General features: G+C 64.2%; 18 protein-coding genes and 1 tRNA gene. 6 read left to right on the forward strand and 13 right to left on the reverse strand.

The features are described 5' to 3' along the window. The first annotated feature begins 62 nt into the window (after positions 1-62). The gene (locus tag J6500_RS11190) at positions 63-542 is read left to right on the forward strand and encodes an Lrp/AsnC family transcriptional regulator (RefSeq protein ID WP_225712749.1); all 480 of its coding nucleotides are present in this window, start codon (positions 63-65) and stop codon (positions 540-542) included. Positions 543-642: 100 nt separating this feature from the next. Here J6500_RS11190 and J6500_RS11195 read toward each other — a convergent pair whose 3' ends face one another. The 5 genes from J6500_RS11195 to J6500_RS11215 form a co-directional block, all read right to left on the reverse strand. Continuing rightward, positions 643-1,044 carry a DoxX family protein gene (locus tag J6500_RS11195; RefSeq protein ID WP_225712750.1) on the reverse strand — a complete coding sequence of 134 codons (402 nt, stop codon included), beginning with the start codon at positions 1,042-1,044 and terminating at the stop codon, positions 643-645. 363 nt (positions 1,045-1,407) lie between these two features. Beyond that, complete coding sequence (greA, locus tag J6500_RS11200) at positions 1,408-1,881, reverse strand: transcription elongation factor GreA (RefSeq protein ID WP_225712751.1); 474 nt, start codon at positions 1,879-1,881, stop codon at positions 1,408-1,410. Between the two features lie 200 nt (positions 1,882-2,081). Continuing rightward, positions 2,082-5,546: a carbamoyl-phosphate synthase large subunit gene (carB, locus tag J6500_RS11205; RefSeq protein ID WP_225712752.1), complete on the reverse strand. Its 3,465-nt coding sequence runs from the start codon at positions 5,544-5,546 to the stop codon at positions 2,082-2,084. Between the two features lie 323 nt (positions 5,547-5,869). Continuing rightward, a tRNA-OTHER gene (locus J6500_RS11210) sits at positions 5,870-5,945 on the reverse strand. Between the two features lie 71 nt (positions 5,946-6,016). Beyond that, positions 6,017-6,712 (reverse strand): class I SAM-dependent methyltransferase, encoded by a 696-nt coding sequence (locus J6500_RS11215; RefSeq protein ID WP_225712753.1) that lies wholly within the window; start codon positions 6,710-6,712, stop codon positions 6,017-6,019. 124 nt (positions 6,713-6,836) lie between these two features. On the opposite strand from J6500_RS11215, the gene J6500_RS11220 reads away from it, so the two are divergent. Continuing rightward, positions 6,837-7,370: a Dps family protein gene (locus J6500_RS11220; RefSeq protein WP_225712754.1), complete on the forward strand. Its 534-nt coding sequence runs from the start codon at positions 6,837-6,839 to the stop codon at positions 7,368-7,370. A gap of 168 nt (positions 7,371-7,538) precedes the next feature. On the opposite strand, the gene J6500_RS11225 is transcribed toward J6500_RS11220, so the two are convergent. The 4 genes from J6500_RS11225 to carA all read right to left on the reverse strand — a co-directional run bounded on the left by J6500_RS11225 (position 7,539) and on the right by carA (position 10,713). Beyond that, on the reverse strand, positions 7,539-8,060 hold the full coding sequence (locus J6500_RS11225) for a cupin domain-containing protein (protein WP_225712755.1): 522 nt from the start codon (positions 8,058-8,060) through the stop codon (positions 7,539-7,541). A gap of 72 nt (positions 8,061-8,132) precedes the next feature. Further along, positions 8,133-9,236 carry a mandelate racemase/muconate lactonizing enzyme family protein gene (locus J6500_RS11230; protein ID WP_225712756.1) on the reverse strand — a complete coding sequence of 368 codons (1,104 nt, stop codon included), beginning with the start codon at positions 9,234-9,236 and terminating at the stop codon, positions 8,133-8,135. A gap of 55 nt (positions 9,237-9,291) precedes the next feature. Next, the gene (locus tag J6500_RS11235) at positions 9,292-9,459 is read right to left on the reverse strand and encodes a hypothetical protein (protein ID WP_225712757.1); all 168 of its coding nucleotides are present in this window, start codon (positions 9,457-9,459) and stop codon (positions 9,292-9,294) included. A 60-nt stretch (positions 9,460-9,519) separates the two neighbouring features. Beyond that, the gene (gene carA, locus J6500_RS11240; protein WP_225712758.1) at positions 9,520-10,713 is read right to left on the reverse strand and encodes a glutamine-hydrolyzing carbamoyl-phosphate synthase small subunit; all 1,194 of its coding nucleotides are present in this window, start codon (positions 10,711-10,713) and stop codon (positions 9,520-9,522) included. Positions 10,714-10,873: 160 nt separating this feature from the next. On the opposite strand from carA, the gene J6500_RS11245 reads away from it, so the two are divergent. The 3 genes from J6500_RS11245 (at position 10,874) to J6500_RS11255 (ending at position 13,895) form a co-directional block, all read left to right on the forward strand. Continuing rightward, complete coding sequence (locus tag J6500_RS11245; protein WP_225712759.1) at positions 10,874-11,575, forward strand: alpha/beta fold hydrolase; 702 nt, start codon at positions 10,874-10,876, stop codon at positions 11,573-11,575. 54 nt (positions 11,576-11,629) lie between these two features. Further along, on the forward strand, positions 11,630-12,085 hold the full coding sequence (locus tag J6500_RS11250; RefSeq protein WP_225712760.1) for a GatB/YqeY domain-containing protein: 456 nt from the start codon (positions 11,630-11,632) through the stop codon (positions 12,083-12,085). A gap of 199 nt (positions 12,086-12,284) precedes the next feature. Then, the gene (locus tag J6500_RS11255; RefSeq protein ID WP_225712761.1) at positions 12,285-13,895 is read left to right on the forward strand and encodes an acyl-CoA synthetase; all 1,611 of its coding nucleotides are present in this window, start codon (positions 12,285-12,287) and stop codon (positions 13,893-13,895) included. 50 nt (positions 13,896-13,945) lie between these two features. Here the strand turns inward: J6500_RS11255 and J6500_RS11260 are convergent, their stop codons facing one another. Genes J6500_RS11260 through J6500_RS11275 form a run of 4 tightly spaced genes read right to left on the reverse strand, consistent with a single transcriptional unit; the run spans position 13,946 to position 15,735 of the window. After that, complete coding sequence (locus J6500_RS11260) at positions 13,946-14,461, reverse strand: SRPBCC family protein (protein ID WP_225712940.1); 516 nt, start codon at positions 14,459-14,461, stop codon at positions 13,946-13,948. A gap of 32 nt (positions 14,462-14,493) precedes the next feature. Next, on the reverse strand, positions 14,494-14,961 hold the full coding sequence (locus tag J6500_RS11265; protein WP_225712762.1) for an SRPBCC family protein: 468 nt from the start codon (positions 14,959-14,961) through the stop codon (positions 14,494-14,496). Next, positions 14,958-15,428, reverse strand: coding sequence for an SRPBCC family protein (locus J6500_RS11270; RefSeq protein ID WP_225712763.1), 471 nt, complete (start codon positions 15,426-15,428; stop codon positions 14,958-14,960). The genes J6500_RS11265 and J6500_RS11270 overlap by 4 nt, the downstream gene beginning before the upstream one ends. Then, positions 15,421-15,735 (reverse strand): ArsR/SmtB family transcription factor, encoded by a 315-nt coding sequence (locus J6500_RS11275; RefSeq protein WP_225712764.1) that lies wholly within the window; start codon positions 15,733-15,735, stop codon positions 15,421-15,423. Before J6500_RS11275 ends, J6500_RS11270 begins: the two co-directional genes overlap by 8 nt. A gap of 272 nt (positions 15,736-16,007) precedes the next feature. On the opposite strand from J6500_RS11275, the gene J6500_RS11280 reads away from it, so the two are divergent. Further along, positions 16,008-16,625 (forward strand): LysE family translocator, encoded by a 618-nt coding sequence (locus tag J6500_RS11280; protein ID WP_225712765.1) that lies wholly within the window; start codon positions 16,008-16,010, stop codon positions 16,623-16,625. The last annotated feature ends 40 nt before the right edge of the window (positions 16,626-16,665 follow it).

The raw sequence follows: 16,665 nt of genomic DNA on the forward strand, positions 1-16,665 counted from the left end.
CTGGGCTAAGAGAGTTGCCAGCAACCGAGCCAAGCACTCAAGTTCCAAGGAACCGTAGTCGCGTGTCGAAGAACCTTGACGAGATCGACCTCAAAATCCTCGCCGAAATCCAGGCCGATGGCCGAATCACCAATGTGGAACTGGCCAAACGGGTCGGCATCTCGCCGCCGCCCTGCCTGCGCCGGGTCCGGGCGCTCGAGGAGGAAGGCTACATCCAGGGCTACCGCGGGCTGCTCGACCCGCGGCGTCTCGGTTTCGACGTCACGGTGTTTGCCGCGGTGCACCTGTCGAGCCAGGCCGACGCCGATCTGCGCGCGTTCGAAAATTTCGTGCGCGCCGAGCCGCTGGTGCGGGAATGCTGGATGCTGTCGGGCGAGGTCGACTTCATCCTCAAATGCGTCGCGCCCGACATGGCGACGTTCCAGGAGTTCGTCACCCAGCTGACCGCGGCGCCGCATGTGCGCAATGTGCGGACCTCGCTGGTGCTGCACAATTCCAAATACGAAGCCGCGGTGCCGCTGGATTTGAAGGCGGCGGGTTGAGGCGCTCTGCGCGTCATTCCGGGGCGATGCGTTAGCATCGAACCCGGAATCTCGAGATTCCGGGTTCGCTCATTTCCTTCGCGCAATGACGACTACGTCGTCACTTCTTCCGCATCTCGTCGACGCTGATCGGGCCCGGGCCCGAGGTCGCGAGATAGAGGCAGGCGAAGCAGAACAGGATCGCCGCGGTGCCGCCGTTGAGCAGCGGCAGGAACACCGGCTCGGCCGGGTTCTTGAACATGTGGCCGAGGAAATAGGCGAAGGCCATTTCGCCCGACAGGATGAACGCGACCAGCCGCGAGAACAGGCCGATCATCAAGAGCGCGCCGAGGATCAGTTCGAGTGCGCCCGCGGTCGTGATCAGCGGCGGGATGTTGGCGAAGTACGGCAGCACCGGAAACTTGAAGATCTTGGCAACGCCGTACTGGAACAGCAGCAGCCCGGTGATGAAGCGAAACAGGCTCAGCACCACAGGCCGAAATTTCGAGAACGTCTGGTCCATTGTCATTTACCCCCTGATTGACACGCTGGAACATTGCACGAAGCGGAATACACGGTGTCTGCCACTACAGTGTGATGTCAACACCTTGCACCCTGGAATCATTCCTCGGCGATCGAAGCAGCTGCGGAGCGCGGCAGCGGGACGCTGACGCAAAAGAACTCAAGGTCGCCTGCTGCGGCGCAATCGTCGTGTGCCGATCCCAGTCCCCCGACATGATGATTTCGGATAATCATGTCACAGCCTGACTAATATGGGCCGCGGCGCCCCTTCCACTCACATTGCCGTCAGACGGCGGGGCAAATGCGCGCACAAAAAAAGCCGCGTGTTGAACGCGGCTTTCCTGCATCAGTCACTTGAGAGTAACTATCGCCACTCGACCTTGGTGATCTCGTAGGCCTTGGCGCCGCCCGGCGCCATCACTTCGACCGTCGCGCCTTTGGTCTTGCCGATCAGCGCGCGCGCCAGCGGCGAGGTGATCGAGATGCGTCCCTTCTTGGCGTCGGCCTCGACCTCGCCGACGATCTGCCACACCGCCTTCTTCTCGGTGTCCTCGTCGACCAGCGTCACGGTGGCGCCGAACTTGATGGTGTCGCCGGAGAGTTTGCTGATGTCGATGACGTCGGCGCGCGCGAGCTTGTCCTCGAGCTCCGCGATGCGGCCCTCGTTGTGCGACTGCTCTTCCTTGGCGGCGTGATACTCGGCATTCTCCGAGAGGTCGCCGTGCGAGCGCGCCTCGGCGATGTGTTCGATGATGCGCGGACGATCCACCGATTGGCGATGCTTCAACTCGTCCGTCAGTGCGGCGTATCCATCCGCAGTCATCGGAACCTTATCCATCATCTTCGTCCTTCGTCGCGCACGCCCCGCGGCGTGCACGAATGTCCAGTTCAGCTAACGCAGGAATCAGGACGCAAGCGCGCCCGGAAGCCCAGTGATATTCGGCCCCGCTGGGGGCCGTGACAACATCTAATCGCGCGGTGAGTTCCAGCCGTTCGGCTAATTGCTGACCGTTTCGGACCTTCTAGCCCGGGCAGCGGTCAGCTTTCGGAAAAGTAACTCTGAAGCGTGCGGACCTCAAGGTCCCCGTCCCGATAGGCCCGGATGCCCCGTGCGGCCGCCACCGCGCCCGAAAGAGTGGTGTAATACGGCACTTTATGCAAGAGGGCAGCGCGCCGCAGCGAACGGCTGTCGGCCAGCGCCTGCGGGCCCTCGGTGGTATTGAACACCAGCTGGACGTCGCCATTGGTAATGGCGTCGACGATGTGCGGCCGTCCCTCGAGGACCTTGTTCACCTTTTCGGTCGGCACGCCGTTGTCGCTGAGATAGCGCTGGGTGCCCGAGGTCGCCATCACCTTGAAGCCGAGCGAGTGCAGCAGCCGCACCGCATCCGCAATGCGCATCTTGTCGTCGCCGCGCACCGAGACGAACACGGTGCCATGACGCGGTACGCGCGTGCCGCCGCCGAGCTGGCTCTTGGCGAACGCGACCTCGAACGAGCGGTCGATGCCCATCACCTCGCCGGTCGAACGCATCTCCGGGCCGAGCACGGTGTCGACGCCGGGGAAGCGGGCGAACGGGAACACCGATTCCTTGACGCCGACATGGCCGAGCTGCTTCTTCTTCAGTTCGAAATCGGCGAGCTTCTCGCCGGCCATGATCCTTGCTGCGATCTTGGCGACCGGCGTGCCGACCACCTTGGCGACGAACGGCACCGTGCGCGAGGCGCGCGGATTGACTTCGAGCACGTAGATCTCGCCGTCCTTGATCGCGTACTGCACATTCATCAGACCGACCACGTCGAGGCCAAGGGCCAATTCACGCGTCTGCCGCTCCAGCTCGCTGATCGTGCTGGCATCGAGCGAGTGCGGCGGCAGCGAGCAGGCGGAGTCGCCGGAATGGATGCCGGCTTCCTCGATGTGCTCCATGATGCCGACGACGAAGGTGTCCTTGCCGTCGGACAGGCAGTCGACGTCGACCTCGGTCGCGTCGGACAGATAGCGGTCGAACAGCAGCGGGTTCTTGCCGAGCACGGTGTTGATCTGCCCGGTCTTGTCGTTCGGATAGCGCGCCTTGACGTCGGCCGGCACCAACTCGGGCAGGGTGCCGAGCAGGTAGTCGTTGAGCTGGTTCTCCTCGCGGATGATCTGCATCGCGCGGCCGCCGAGCACGTAGGACGGACGCACCACCAGCGGCAGGCCGAGATCGGCGGACACCAGGCGCGCCTGCTCGACCGAATAGGCGATGCCGTTCTTCGGCTGCTTGAGGCGGAGCTTATCGAGTACGCGCTTGAAGCGGTCGCGGTCCTCGGCAAGGTCGATCGCGTCGGGCGAGGTGCCGAGGATCGGCACCTCGGCGGCTTCCAGCGCGCGCGCGAGCTTCAGCGGGGTCTGGCCGCCGAACTGCACGATCACGCCGTGCAGCGTGCCGTTCTTGCGCTCGGTCGCGATGATCTCCAGCACGTCTTCCGCGGTAAGCGGCTCGAAATAGAGGCGATCAGCGGTATCGTAGTCGGTCGACACCGTCTCCGGATTGCAGTTGACCATGATGGTCTCGTAGCCGGCGTCGGCGAGCGCGAAGCAGGCATGGCAGCAGCAATAGTCGAACTCGATGCCCTGGCCGATGCGGTTCGGTCCGCCGCCGAGGATGATCACCTTCTTGCGGTCGGACGGATCGCTCTCGTCGGCGGGTGCGCCGGCGAACGGCCGCTCATAGGTCGAATACATGTACGCAGTCGGCGAAGCGAACTCCGCGGCGCAGGTATCGATGCGCTTGAACACCGGGCGCACGCCGAGTGCGTGGCGCTTCGCGGTGATGTCGGCCTCGGTGGTTTCCGTGAGTACGGCGAGCCGCGCATCCGAGAAGCCCATCGCCTTGAGCATCCGCATCCCGAATGCATTGTCCGGCAGGCCGTTGTTGCGGACCTTGTCCTCCATCTCGACGATGCCGCGCAACTCGGCGAGGAACCAGGGGTCGATCCGGCAGGAATTGAAGATCTCCTCGTTGGTCCAGCCGAGCCGCATCGCCTGCGCGACCTGCAGCAGGCGGTTCGGCGTCGGAGTGCCGAGCGCGGCGCGGATCGCGTTCTTGTCGTCGCTGCGGCCGAGGCCCTCGATGTCGATCTCGTCGAGGCCGGTGAGCCCGGTCTCGAGCCCGCGCAGCGCCTTCTGCAGGCTCTCCTGGAAGGTGCGGCCGATCGCCATCACCTCGCCGACCGACTTCATCGAGGTGGTCAGCGTGGAGGAGGCACCGGGGAATTTCTCGAATGCGAAACGCGGGATCTTGGTGACGACGTAGTCGATCGTCGGCTCGAACGAGGCCGGCGTCGCGCCGCCGGTGATGTCGTTGGCGATCTCGTCCAGCGTGTAGCCGATCGCGAGTTTTGCGGCGACCTTGGCGATCGGGAAGCCGGTCGCCTTCGATGCCAGCGCCGAGGAGCGCGACACGCGCGGGTTCATCTCGATCACGACCATGCGGCCGTCGTCCGGATTGATGCCGAACTGCACGTTGGAGCCGCCGGTCTCCACCCCGATCTCGCGCAGCACCGCAATCGATGCGTCGCGCATGATCTGGTATTCCTTGTCGGTCAGCGTCAGCGCCGGCGCCACCGTGATCGAATCGCCGGTGTGCACGCCCATCGGATCGACGTTCTCGATCGAGCAGATGATGATGCAATTGTCCTTCTTGTCGCGCACCACCTCCATCTCGAACTCTTTCCAGCCGAGCACGGATTCCTCGATCAGCACCTCGTTGGTCGGCGAGGCGTCGAGGCCGCGCTCGATGATGTCGAGATATTCTTCCTTGTTGTAGGCGATGCCGCCGCCGGTGCCGCCGAGCGTGAAGGAGGGGCGGATGATCGCGGGCAGTCCGATGTCGGACAGCGCCATCAAGGCTTCTGCCAGCGCCTGCTGCTGGTAGCGCTTGCGCCGCTCGTTCTCGCCGGCATCCCACAGCCGCTCGAACTCCTCGAGCTCGGGCCCGGACAACTTGGCGCGGTCGGCGAGGTATTTATCGCGGTCGGACTTCTTCAGCGCCGAGGCGTTGGCGAGGCGCGACCGCGGCGTCTGCAGGCCGATCTTGTCCATCGCGTTGCGGAACAGCTGGCGGTCTTCGGCCTTGTCGATCGCGTCGGCCGTGGCGCCGATCATCTCGACGTCGAATTTCTCGAGCGTGCCCTGCTTGCGCAGCGACAGCGCGCAGTTCAGCGCGGTCTGGCCGCCCATGGTCGGCAGCAGCGCGAAGCCGCCGGGGACGACATGGCGCTCCTTCTCGATGATCTTGGCGACGATTTCGGGCGTGATCGGCTCGATATAGGTCGCGTCCGCCAGCTCCGGGTCGGTCATGATCGTGGCCGGGTTGGAGTTGACCAGGACGATCCGATAGCCCTCCTCCTTCAGCGTCTTGCAAGCCTGCGTGCCGGAATAGTCGAATTCGCAGGCTTGGCCGATCACGATGGGACCGGCGCCGATGATCAGGATGGTGGAGATGTCGGTTCTTTTGGGCATCAGCTCTCGCGGACAGGAATTTGGGCACAAAAAAAGGGCGCGCGTTCCGCGCGTCCCTCGAGCCCTGCACTACATGTTGTAGCGCGGGAAGCGCGATCCCTCGCGCGCGGGTGGTCTTTAGACCAGTTTCCGCACCCGCGAAACCCCCAAAAAGGCCCAATCAACTGCGAATCTGGGGGAAATGCGTTTGTCTGGGGTGTGCTGGGCCGGCGGCCGGAGGAGGTGGGTGCGGGCTCACCGGGGGGCTGGGGTTGGCGCTTCGGGGCCACCCGCTACGGAGCGAGGGAGCTTGCCGAGCCGCAGCTTGCGAACCGCGCGAAGGCTGGAGGCCCGGCCTGGATTTGAACCAGGATAAACAGTGTTGCACCACTGCCGCGTCGACGCTTCCGCCACCGGGCCGGGCGGATCATTGCCGAATATTTCAGGGCAGGCCATGATTGATTCCGATTAAAGTTAACACTTGCTGCAAGCTAAGCTCGAAGCTGCGCAACGAACGTCATTCGCCAAGGATTGTGGCCGATATTGCGCGGCGCGCGCGTGACGCTGAAGCCCGCGGCGCCGAGCTTTGCGATCATCTCGGCCTCGCCGTAGCGCTGCAGCCCGATCCGGGCGCGCAGCTGGCGGTAATCAGAGAGTGCCGTGCTGACCAACCCGATCAGCGCGTCGCGCAGGAAGCCGTGGGTCGCGGCGAACTTCAGCAGCGCCAGCACGTCCCTGACCATGCCGACTTCGGGCCGCAGGATGTCGCCAAGCACGAAGCGGCCCGACGGCTTCAGCAGACGGTGGATCACCGCAAATGCGCCATCCAGCTCCTGCGGCGTCATGTATTGCGCGACCGAATTCATTACGACGAGGTCGATCGAACCTGCATCCAGGGTGTTGAGCTCGTCGAGCGAGCGCACGCGGATCTTGCTGTTGGGCGCAAAGCGTGCGGCAAGCCGGCCGCGCACGCCGGGCGCCGGCTCGGCGAGATAGAGCGTGGCGCAGGCGTCGGCGACCTTCGTCGCCGAGAGCGCTTCGCCGCAGGCGTAGTCCAGCACCACGGCGTCGGGTGTCTTGATGTAGCCGATGATGTCGCGCGCGATGACCTCAAAATGCAGGTCGCGGTGCAGCCTGCTCGCATAGATCGTATGCGTGGAATCGTAATAGTCGATCCATTCATCCATCGCGTTGATTTTCCGATGAGCCGGGGTTCCCGGACGCAGGAACCGGTGGGTGGGTGATGCGTTAGCGGTCCGGCAGCCAGCATGCAATGCGCCGATCGTCCGGTTCCTAACAGGAAGGTTCACCGTGAGCAAAGCCAACGACAAATCCAGCAAAATTTCCCCTGATCTCGACACGCCGAGCGACCTGCCGCAGGCCGCGGTGGACACGATTTCGGCCTCGCTCAACACGCTCCTGGCGGATGCTTTCGCGCTCTACCTGAAGACCAAGAATTTTCACTGGCACGTCAGCGGCCGGCATTTCCACGACTATCACCTGTTGCTGGACGAGCAGTCGGAGGCGATCTTCGCCACCACCGACCAGCTCGCCGAACGGGTGCGCAAGCTCGGCGGCATCACGCTGAAGTCGATCGGCGATATCGCCAGGCGCCAGACCATCAAGGACAATGACGACGACTACGTCCCGCCGCGCCAGATGCTGCGCGAATTGATGGAAGACAACAAGCACATGGCCGCCGCGATGCGCAAGGCGCACAAGCTCGCCGACGATCACGAGGATTCCGGCACTGCCGGCCTGCTCGAAACATTCATCGACGAGACCGAGCGCCGCACCTGGTTCCTGTTCGAGGCCAGCCGCCAGGAAGGCAGCAACGCGGCGTAGGATTTACCGTCTCCCCTTGTGGATGGCTTCGATGCAGTGAGCATCGAAGCCGGGTGAGGGGTATCTATCCGCGGAGAGAGACCCCTCATCCGGCTCGCATCTGTCGATGCGAGCCACCTTCTCCCACAAGGGAATCTTCCCTTCTCCCACAAGGGAGAAGGCAAGATGCTATCGCTTCCACAGCCGCACCAGCGGCCCGTCCTTGCCTAGCACCGGATCGGTTGCGGGGATCGCGACCTGCGGGATCGTCTTCAACGCCCTCGCGTGGTTCTCCGGCGTCGGCCGTTGCAGATCCATCGGCGGGCCCGGCGGATAGGCGCCGACCACGGAAAAATCGTCGCTCGCCGACAGGCACTGATGCCCGGTGCCTGCGGGCAGGATCGCGACGTCGCCGGCCGCGATCTCAAGCGCGCGGCCATGCTCGCCGCCGAACTGCACGCGGGCACTGCCGCGCGCGACGCCCAGCACCTCGTGCACCGTGGCGTGATAATGCGCATAGTCGTAGACGCCATTGCGCCACATCTTGCCCCAGCCGTTGCTGCCGAACAGCTGCTCGATGGTGGCTTCAGGGTCTTTGCCGACGTCGACCGCACCCTTGTAGACCAGGAACGGCATCGGGTTGTTCGGCACAAGCCCGTCATCACTGAAGACGATAGCCAGCGGCTCGGCTCCGGCTTTGACTGCGGACATCGTGATCCTCCGGGAATGCTGCGCAGCCGCGTCGATCTTCCAAAGACAACCGGACTGTCCAAAGCCTGGTTCCTACGCGATCCTGAACTTCAGCACGTCGTCCTTGAACTTGAGCCCGTGTCCCGGCCGCTCCGGCGCCGTGATCATGCCGCCGCTGATCTCGGGCGGATCGACCCAGAGGTCGTCGATCAGCGCCATGTTCTCGCACCAGATGCCGTTCGGGATCGAGGCCAAGAGGTGCACGTTCAGCTCGGGAAACAGATGCGGCGCGATGGTGACGCCCCAGGTATCGGCGAGCGCCGCGATCTTGCGCAGGTCCGTCATGCCGCCGCGCATCGGATCGGGCTGAAGGATCGGCAGGCAGGGATTGAGGAAGAACGGCCGCAGATCGTAGCGCGTGAAATGGGTCTCGCCGCCGACGACGCGCATGTCGAGCGCGGCGGCGATGCGCTGGTAGCCGGCGAAATCATCGGCCGGCACCGGCTCCTCGAGCCAGTAGATGTCGTACTTCTCGAACTTGCGCCCCATCTCGATCGCGAGATCGGCGCTCCAGCCCATGTTGACGTCGATCATGATGTCGATGTCGGGGCCGAGCGCCTCGCGCATCCGCCGAACATTGTCGAGGTCCTGCGCGGGCGTGTGGACGTGCGCGACCTGCATCTTGATCGCCTTGTAGCCCTGTTTGACGAAATGCAGCGCCTTCTCGATCATGCCGTCGCCGCCTGCGCCGCGGAAGCAGCCGGAGCCGTACACCGGGATTTGCGAGCGATAGTGTCCCCACAGCCGGTGCAGCGGCAGGCCGGCGCGCTTGCCGACCGCGTCCCACAGCGCGATGTCGAGCGCCGACATCGCCATCGCGGCGATGCCGCCGCGGCCATAGGTCATCGTCGCGGTCCAGAGGTCGCGCCAGATCGCTTCGATCGCGGTCGCGTCCCTGCCCTTGACGCGCGGGATGATGCATTCGTCGAGACAGGCGGCGATCGACTTCATCGCCGGGCGGAACACGAACAGATAACCCATGCCGGTGATGCCGCCTGCGGTCTCGACGTCGCAAATCAGGATGTCGCGGGTATCGCCCAGCGCCGCGCCCTTCAACCAGGGATCGTCGGCCCAGGGCAGGCGCAGCATCGTCACGCGGATGTCACGGATGGTCATGTCCGGATTGGCTGAAAGCATCGCGCGTCTCCCTGTCGCTGCCGGATCATGTTGGCCTGATCTCGGACCGGGAAAGTCAATCACACAACGCCAGCACTGATCCAGCGCACGCTGTCATGCCTCCAATGCGCGCGGACCTGATCGCGTTCGGGTGGTTTTCGGCAGCTCGAACAAGGCAGGTCGTGATCGCATGCGCGATCAGCTTTCCCTTGTCGTCGGTGATGCGGGCCTCGGTGGTCTCCATCGCCCCATGCGGGGATAGATGGATTGCTTCGTCGCTGCGCTCCTCGCAATGACGAAGGTGCTAAGCCGCGCTCTTCTTCTGCCGCATCAGATCGGCAAAGCGCTGGAATAGATAGTGCGAGTCGCGTGGGCCCGGCGAGGCCTCGGGGTGATACTGCACCGAGAACACCGGCCGGCCGTCGAGTGCGATACCGCAATTGGAGCCGTCGAACAGCGAGACATGGGTCTGCGTCGCGCCCTTGGGCAGCGTCGCCTGGTCCACCGCGAAGCCGTGGTTCATCGAGGTGATCTCGACCTTGCCGGTGGTCTCGTCCTTGACCGGATGATTGGCGCCGTGATGGCCCTGATGCATCTTCCTGGTCTTGGCGCCGACGGCGAGGCCCAGCATCTGGTGGCCGAGGCAGATGCCGAAGGTCGGCGTGCCCGAATTGATCACTTTCTGGATCACGGGCACGGCGTATTTACCCGTTGCGGCCGGATCGCCCGGGCCGTTCGACAGGAACACACCGTCCGGCTTCATCGCCAGGATGTCTTCGGCCGTGGTCGTCGCGGGGACCACGGTGACCTTGCAGCCGACGCCGGCGAGCAGACGCAGGATGTTGCGCTTGATGCCGTAGTCGATCGCGACCACGTTGAATTCGGGCGCCGTTTGCTGGCCAAAGCCCTTGCCCCACGCCCAGGGTGTTTCGTCCCAGGTGAAGCGTTGGCCGGAGGTGACCATCGGTACCAGGTCCATGCCCTCGAGGCCGGGCCATTCGCGGGCCTCTTCCTTCAGGGCGTGCAAGTCGAACGCGCCGTTCTTGGCATGGGCGATCACTGCGTTCGGCATGCCCTTGGAGCGGATCAGCGCGGTCAGCGCGCGGGTGTCGATGCCGGACAGGCCGATGATGCCGCGCGCCTTCAGCCACTGGTCGAGATGGCGGGTGGCCCGGTAGTTCGACGGGTCCGTGATCGCCGAGCGCAGGATCACGCCGCGCGCCCCGGGCGTCGCGGCCATGTTCACCGTCTCGATGTCTTCCTCGTTGGTACCGACATTGCCGATATGCGGGAAGGTGAAGGTGATGAGCTGGCCGGCATAGGACGGATCGGTGAGGATCTCCTCATAGCCGGTCATCGCGGTGTTGAAGCAGACCTCGCCGACGGCATGGCCTTCCGCGCCGAGGCCAAAGCCTTCCAGCACGGTGCCATCGGCCAGCACGAGGAGCGCGGTCGGTTTGTGGTCCGGCCAGGCGGAAGCGTTTTCGGATGTTGTCATGAGCCCTTTAAATAGACGCCGCACCTTACGGCGTCAAAGCGAAAGGGCACGGATTCACACCGCAGTGCCGGCCGAATTGACAGGCCGAAACGGCCTTTTAATCTAAAGTTCCCTGAAGCGGCCGTTTGCTTGCCGAAAATGACCCGGTCCGGAGCCTCGCATGGACAACACGATGCCGATCCTGTTCGTCCCCGGCCTCATCTGCTCACCGCGGATTTTTGCCCCTGTGATCCCGGCACTGTGGCGGTTCGGGCCGGTGACGGTCGCCAACCATGTTAGGGACGACAATATGGGCGCGATCGCCCGGAGGATCCTGGCGGAGGCGCCGCCGCGCTTTGCGCTCGCTGGCCATTCGATGGGCGGCTATATCGCCTTCGAGATCATGCGGCAGGCGCCCGAGCGCGTGGCCAGGCTGGCGCTGATGAGCACCCAGGCGCGACCCGACACGCCGGAGGCGTCCGCGCGCCGCCGCGGCATGATCGAGCGGGCCAGAAGTGGCCAGTACCGGAGCGTGGTCGACGAGGTGTTTCCGGGCTTCGTGCATCCGTCGCGACAGGGCGATGCCAGCCTGCGCAAGATCGTGGACGAGATGAGCGAGGATGTCGGCGCGGAGGCCTTTATCCGCCAGCAGACCGCGGTGATGAGCCGGCCCGACTCGCGGCCCACCATGGCGTGGATCAAGTGCCCGACCTTGGTGCTGACATCGGATACCGACAACACCGTGCCGAATTCGCTGTCGGACGAGATGGCCGGCGGCATCCCCGGCGCGAAGCTCGTCGTGCTGCGCGATTGCGGCCACCTGCCTCAGCTCGAACTGCCCGGGCCTTGCGCGGATGCGTTGGTCGAATGGTTGCGGAACTAGGTTGTTCTATCGCCGCAAACTGCCTACATGAAGGGATTGCGAGAAGGACATCAAATGCTGCGTGACGACATCAACAATGCGGTCAAGGAGGCGATGAAGGCGAAGGATGAGCGTAAGCTCTCCACGTTGCGCATGGTCAATTCGACCATCAAGAACGCCGACATCGACGCGCGCGGGCAGGGCAAGCCGCCGCTGTCGGATGCCGATCTGCTCGGCCTGTTGCAGAAGATGATCAAGCAGCGCCAGGAATCCGTCGAGCTCTACGACAAGGGCGGCCGCGCCGAGCTCGCCGCACAGGAGCGCGAGGAGATCGCGGTGATCTCGGCCTATCTGCCGAAGCAGATGTCCGACGACGAGGTGAAGGCCGCGATCTCGGCCATCGTCGCCGAAACCGGCGCCGCCGGCATCAAGGACATGGGCAAGGTGATCGGCGCGCTGAAGGCGAAATACGCCGGCCAGATGGATTTCGCCAAGGCCAGCGGCCTGGTGAAGGCAGCACTGTCGGCGTGATGCTTGTAGCCCGGATGGAGCGAAGCGAAATCCGGGTAGGCCCATCCGCCCGTTGAGGTCCCCAGATTGCGCTTCGCTGCATCCGGGCGACGGATTCCGGCCTTGTGCCCGGCATCCGCGTCCTTAAAACTGGCGCCAAATTGAAAACGTCGACGGCCGTAACAACGGCCCGTCGCAACGCCAGGGACGAGCCGCCGCCATGCTCAAGGAAGCCGCCACCTACGACGAGCTGTACCGCAACTTCCGCTGGGACGTGCCGGCGCGCTTCAACATGGCGACCGCCTGCTGCGATCGCTACGCCGAAGGCAAGCGGCGGCTGGCGCTGATCTATGTCGATGAGGACGGCCGCAAGACGCACACTTCGTTCGATGAGGTCGCGGACGCCTCACGCCGCTTCGCCAATGTGCTCGCTGCCGATGGCCTCGTCCGCGGCGACCGCCTCGCGGTGTTCCTGTCGCAATCGCTCGAACTGCCGGTTGCACATCTCGCCGCGTTTCGCGCGGGCTTCATTTCGATCCCGCTGTTCGCGCTGTTCGGCGAGGACGCGCTCGAATTCCGTCTGTCGAATTCCGCCGCCAAGGCCATCGTCACCGACGAGGCCGGCTGGCAGAAGCTCGCGAAAATCCGCGATCGGCTGCCCGAGCTGCAGCGCGTCTACATCGTCGGCGAGCACACGCCGCCGGGCACCGCATCGTTCTGGGACGCGATCAAAGCGGCCTCGAATGAGTTCGCAACCGTGGACACCTCGGCCGATGATCCCGCGCTGATCATCTACACCTCGGGCACGACTGGAAACCCCAAGGGCGCGCTGCACGCGCACCGCGTCGTGCTCGGCCATCTGCCCAATGTCGAGATGTGCCACAACTTCCTGCCGAGGCCCGGCGACCTGATGTGGACGCCGGCCGACTGGGCCTGGATCGGCGGCCTGATCAACGGCCTGCTCGCGTTCTGGTATCACGGCATCCCGATGGTCGGTCACCGCGCGCGCAAATTCGAGCCGCAGGCGGCGATGCAGATGATGGCCGAGCTCGGCATCCGCAACGTGTTCCTGCCGCCGACCGCGCTGAAGCTGATGCGGCAGGCCAATGTCAGAAATCCCGGCGTGCAGCTGCGCAGCATCTTCACCGGTGGCGAGTCGCTCGGCGGCGAACTGCTCGGCTGGGTCCGCGACACCTTCGGCATCGATGCGCACGAGGTGTTCGGCCAGACCGAATGCAATCTCGTGATCGGCTCCAACTCCAATCTGTTTCCGATCCGCCCCGGCGCGATGGGCCGCGCCACGCCCGGGTTCGACGTCCGCATCGTCAACGACAAGGGCGAGGAGTTGCCGCGGGGCCAGCGCGGCATCATCGGCGTGCGTCAGCCGTGTCCGTGCACCATGATCGAATACTGGCGCAACCCCGAGGCGACCGCGAAGAAATTTGCCGGCGAATTCCTGCTGACCGGTGATCTCGGCGTGCAGGATGAGGACGGCTATTTCTGGTATGTCAGCCGCGAGGACGACGTCATCACCACGGCCGGCTACCGCGTCGGCCCGTCGGAGATCGAGCATACGCTGATGAAGCATCCGGCAGTCGCGATGTCGGCGGTGGTCGGCATTCCGGATCCGATCAGGACGGAATCCATCAAGGCCTGGATCGTGCTGCGCCCGGGCTATGCGCCGAGCGATACGCTCGCACGCGAGATCCAGGAGTTCGTCAAGGTGCAGCTCGCGGCCCACGAATATCCGCGCTTCGTGCAGTTCGCCGAGAGCCTGCCGATGACGGCAACGGGGAAGGTGCTGCGGCGCGAGCTGCGGGCGTTGGGCTAGATTCTTTCCACCGTGGTCCCGGCCTTCGCCGGGACGACGGCAGAATATGCTCACGAGGGCATCGGAATCCCCAATTCCTTCAGCGCGGCCATCATGCGCTCCGGGGGCTGCATCGGGATCACCATGGCCTTGCCGGATTCCAGGAGGCTCTTCAGGCTGGAGAGGATCGCCGGCCAGCCGGTGCGGCCGCCGGACAGGATGTCGTCGCTGATCGGACGGTCGTGCGACTGCAGCAGCGTCAGCTTGACGCCGTCGCCGGCCGGCTCGATCTCGTAGGTCACAAGCGTCGGCCCGAGTTTTTCCACCAGCTTCGGCCAGTTGACGTTGAAGGTGACGGTCAGCCGCTTCAGGAGATCGCACTCGATCACCTCGCCGGAGATATGCACTGCGCCATCAGGCGTGCGCACGACGAAGGCGCCGCCGACCTTCAGGTCTACCTCGACGGCGTTGCCGGAAAAATACTGCCGGCTGAATTCGGCATTGGTGAGCGCCTGCCACACCTTCTGCGGCGTGGAAGCGATGTAGATCGTGTAGACGATCGCCGGCTTGAACTTCTCGATGTTCATGTCCGCACGCACCCTTCGATAGATTTTCATGGTCATTCCGTGCCGTCGATCCCGAGCGCAGCGAGCGGGATCGCCGCCGCCTTGCCGGTTTCGAGCAGGCTCTTGAGGCCGGACAGGATCGCCGGCCAGCCCTTGGAGATGCCGTCGAGCAGTTTGCTGCCGGCGCCGAAGCCTTCATGCGTGACGGTCAGCTTGACGATATTACCGTGCTGCTCGAGCGTGAAGACGACCTTGGTCGCCGGCTCCTTGCGCATCTCCGGATCGGCTTCGTGCTTGAAGGTGTATGACAGCCGGCGCGGCCGGTCGGCCTCGAGGATCTTTCCGGTGTCGGTGGTCTGCCCGCTCATGACGAGTGCGAGCGGCGAGCCGACCTGCCAATCGGATTTCAGCTCGGTGTCGAACCAGTATTGCCGGGTGAACTCGCTTTGGGTCAGTGCGTCCCATAGCTTTTCCGGCGTGGTCTCGATGTAGGTGACGTAGACGAATTCGGGCTTCTTCATCGCACCTGCTCCGTCGCTGTCTCGTCCTCGTACCAGGGCGCGTACAGCACCTTGCCGCATTCGAGATAGCTCTTCAGGCTCGACAGGATCAGCGGCCAGCCGAGGCTGATCTTTTCCAGCACCGGGCTGCCGGGCTCGAAGCGGTCGTGGATCATCGTCAGCCTGACCTGGTCCCTCTGGCGTTCCAACTGAAAAGTGACGCGAGAGGCCTTGCCGTTGTCGGAGCCGTCATGGGCGAGGAACGAATAGGCGAGCCGCCGCGGCGGATCATATTCGAGCACCTCGCCGGAGACTTCCTTGTCGTGCCGCGGCATCCGCAGCACGAAGGATGAGCCGACCTTCCAGTCCGATTCCACGAAATTGCCGTGCCAGTACTGCTCCGACATCTTCGCGTCGGTCAGCGCCGCGAACACCTTCTCCGGAGTCGAGGCGATGTAGATCGTGTAGACGAATTCCGGCTTACTCATCACGCTTCTCCAATTGTCTTTTCAGTTCGCTAAGCGCGGCAAGTTTCCCGCGCTCGAATTTCCTGATCCACCGCTCGCCGATCTGATGGATCGGAACCGGGTTGAGATAGTGCAGCTTCTCGCGGCCGTGCTTGATCGTGGTGACGAGGTTGGCCTCCTCGAGAATCACAAGGTGCTTGGTGACGGCCTGACGCGTCATGTCGAGACCGTCGCAGAGCTCGCTGAGCGTCTGCCCGTTCTGGTCATGAAGCCGGTCGAGCAGCGTGCGCCGTGAGGCATCCGCAAGCGCTTTGAAGACTTCATCCATGGACCGGATAATAGGCAACCAAATGGTTGCATGTCAAGAGGCGGCCGCTGAGCCAGCGCCTCTGCTTCACCTCTTCCCGCTTGCGGGGAGAGGTCCGATCGCATCGCCAGATGCGATGCGGGTGAGGAGGAACAGGTCCAACCACCGCGCCAGACTGGCGGAGAGTCTCCCTCATCCCGACCTTCTCCCCGCAAGCGGGAGAAGGAGAAGTGCACGGCTTCCATCCACTCCCGCCGCATGCATAATGCCAGGACCAACCGGAAGAGCCCCCAATGTCCCTGCAAGCCTATCTCGCCTTCGTCGCTGCCTGCATTGCGCTGGCGCTGTTGCCCGGTCCGATCGTCACGATGGTGATCGCCAACGGACTGCGCTACGGCACGCGCGCTGCGATGATCAACGTGCTCGGTGCGCAGGCGGGGCTGGCGATCGTGATCGGCATCGTCGCGGTCGGCCTGACCTCGCTGATGGCGACCATGGGCTACTGGTTCGACTGGGTGCGCTTTGCCGGCGCCGCCTATCTGGTCTGGCTCGGCTACAAGTTGATCCGCGCGCCAGTCGAGGGCGTCAGCACGGATGAGCCGCTGGCGCCGCCGCGCGGCGGCTTCTTCCTTCAGGGCTTTCTGGTGCTGCTGTCGAACCCGAAGGTGCTGGTGTTCTTCGGCGCCTTCATCCCTCAGTTCATGGACATGGACAAGCCGCACTTTCCGCAGGTCGCGCTGCTCGGCATCACCTTCATGGCGACCGCCGTGCTGACCGACGGCGCCTATGCGCTGGCGGCCGGCCGCGCCCGCAAATTCTTCTCCAAGGAGCGGACGCGGCTGATGTCGCGCATCTCCGGCGGCTTCATGATCGGCGGCGGCATCTGGCTGGCATTGACCCGGGCACGCTGAGGCGTCGCCCGAAGCGGCGCTATCTCGCCAGCGATCCAAG

The sequence above is a fragment of the Bradyrhizobium semiaridum genome (assembly GCF_020329505.1).
In the GTDB taxonomy this organism is placed as follows: domain Bacteria; phylum Pseudomonadota; class Alphaproteobacteria; order Rhizobiales; family Xanthobacteraceae; genus Bradyrhizobium; species Bradyrhizobium semiaridum.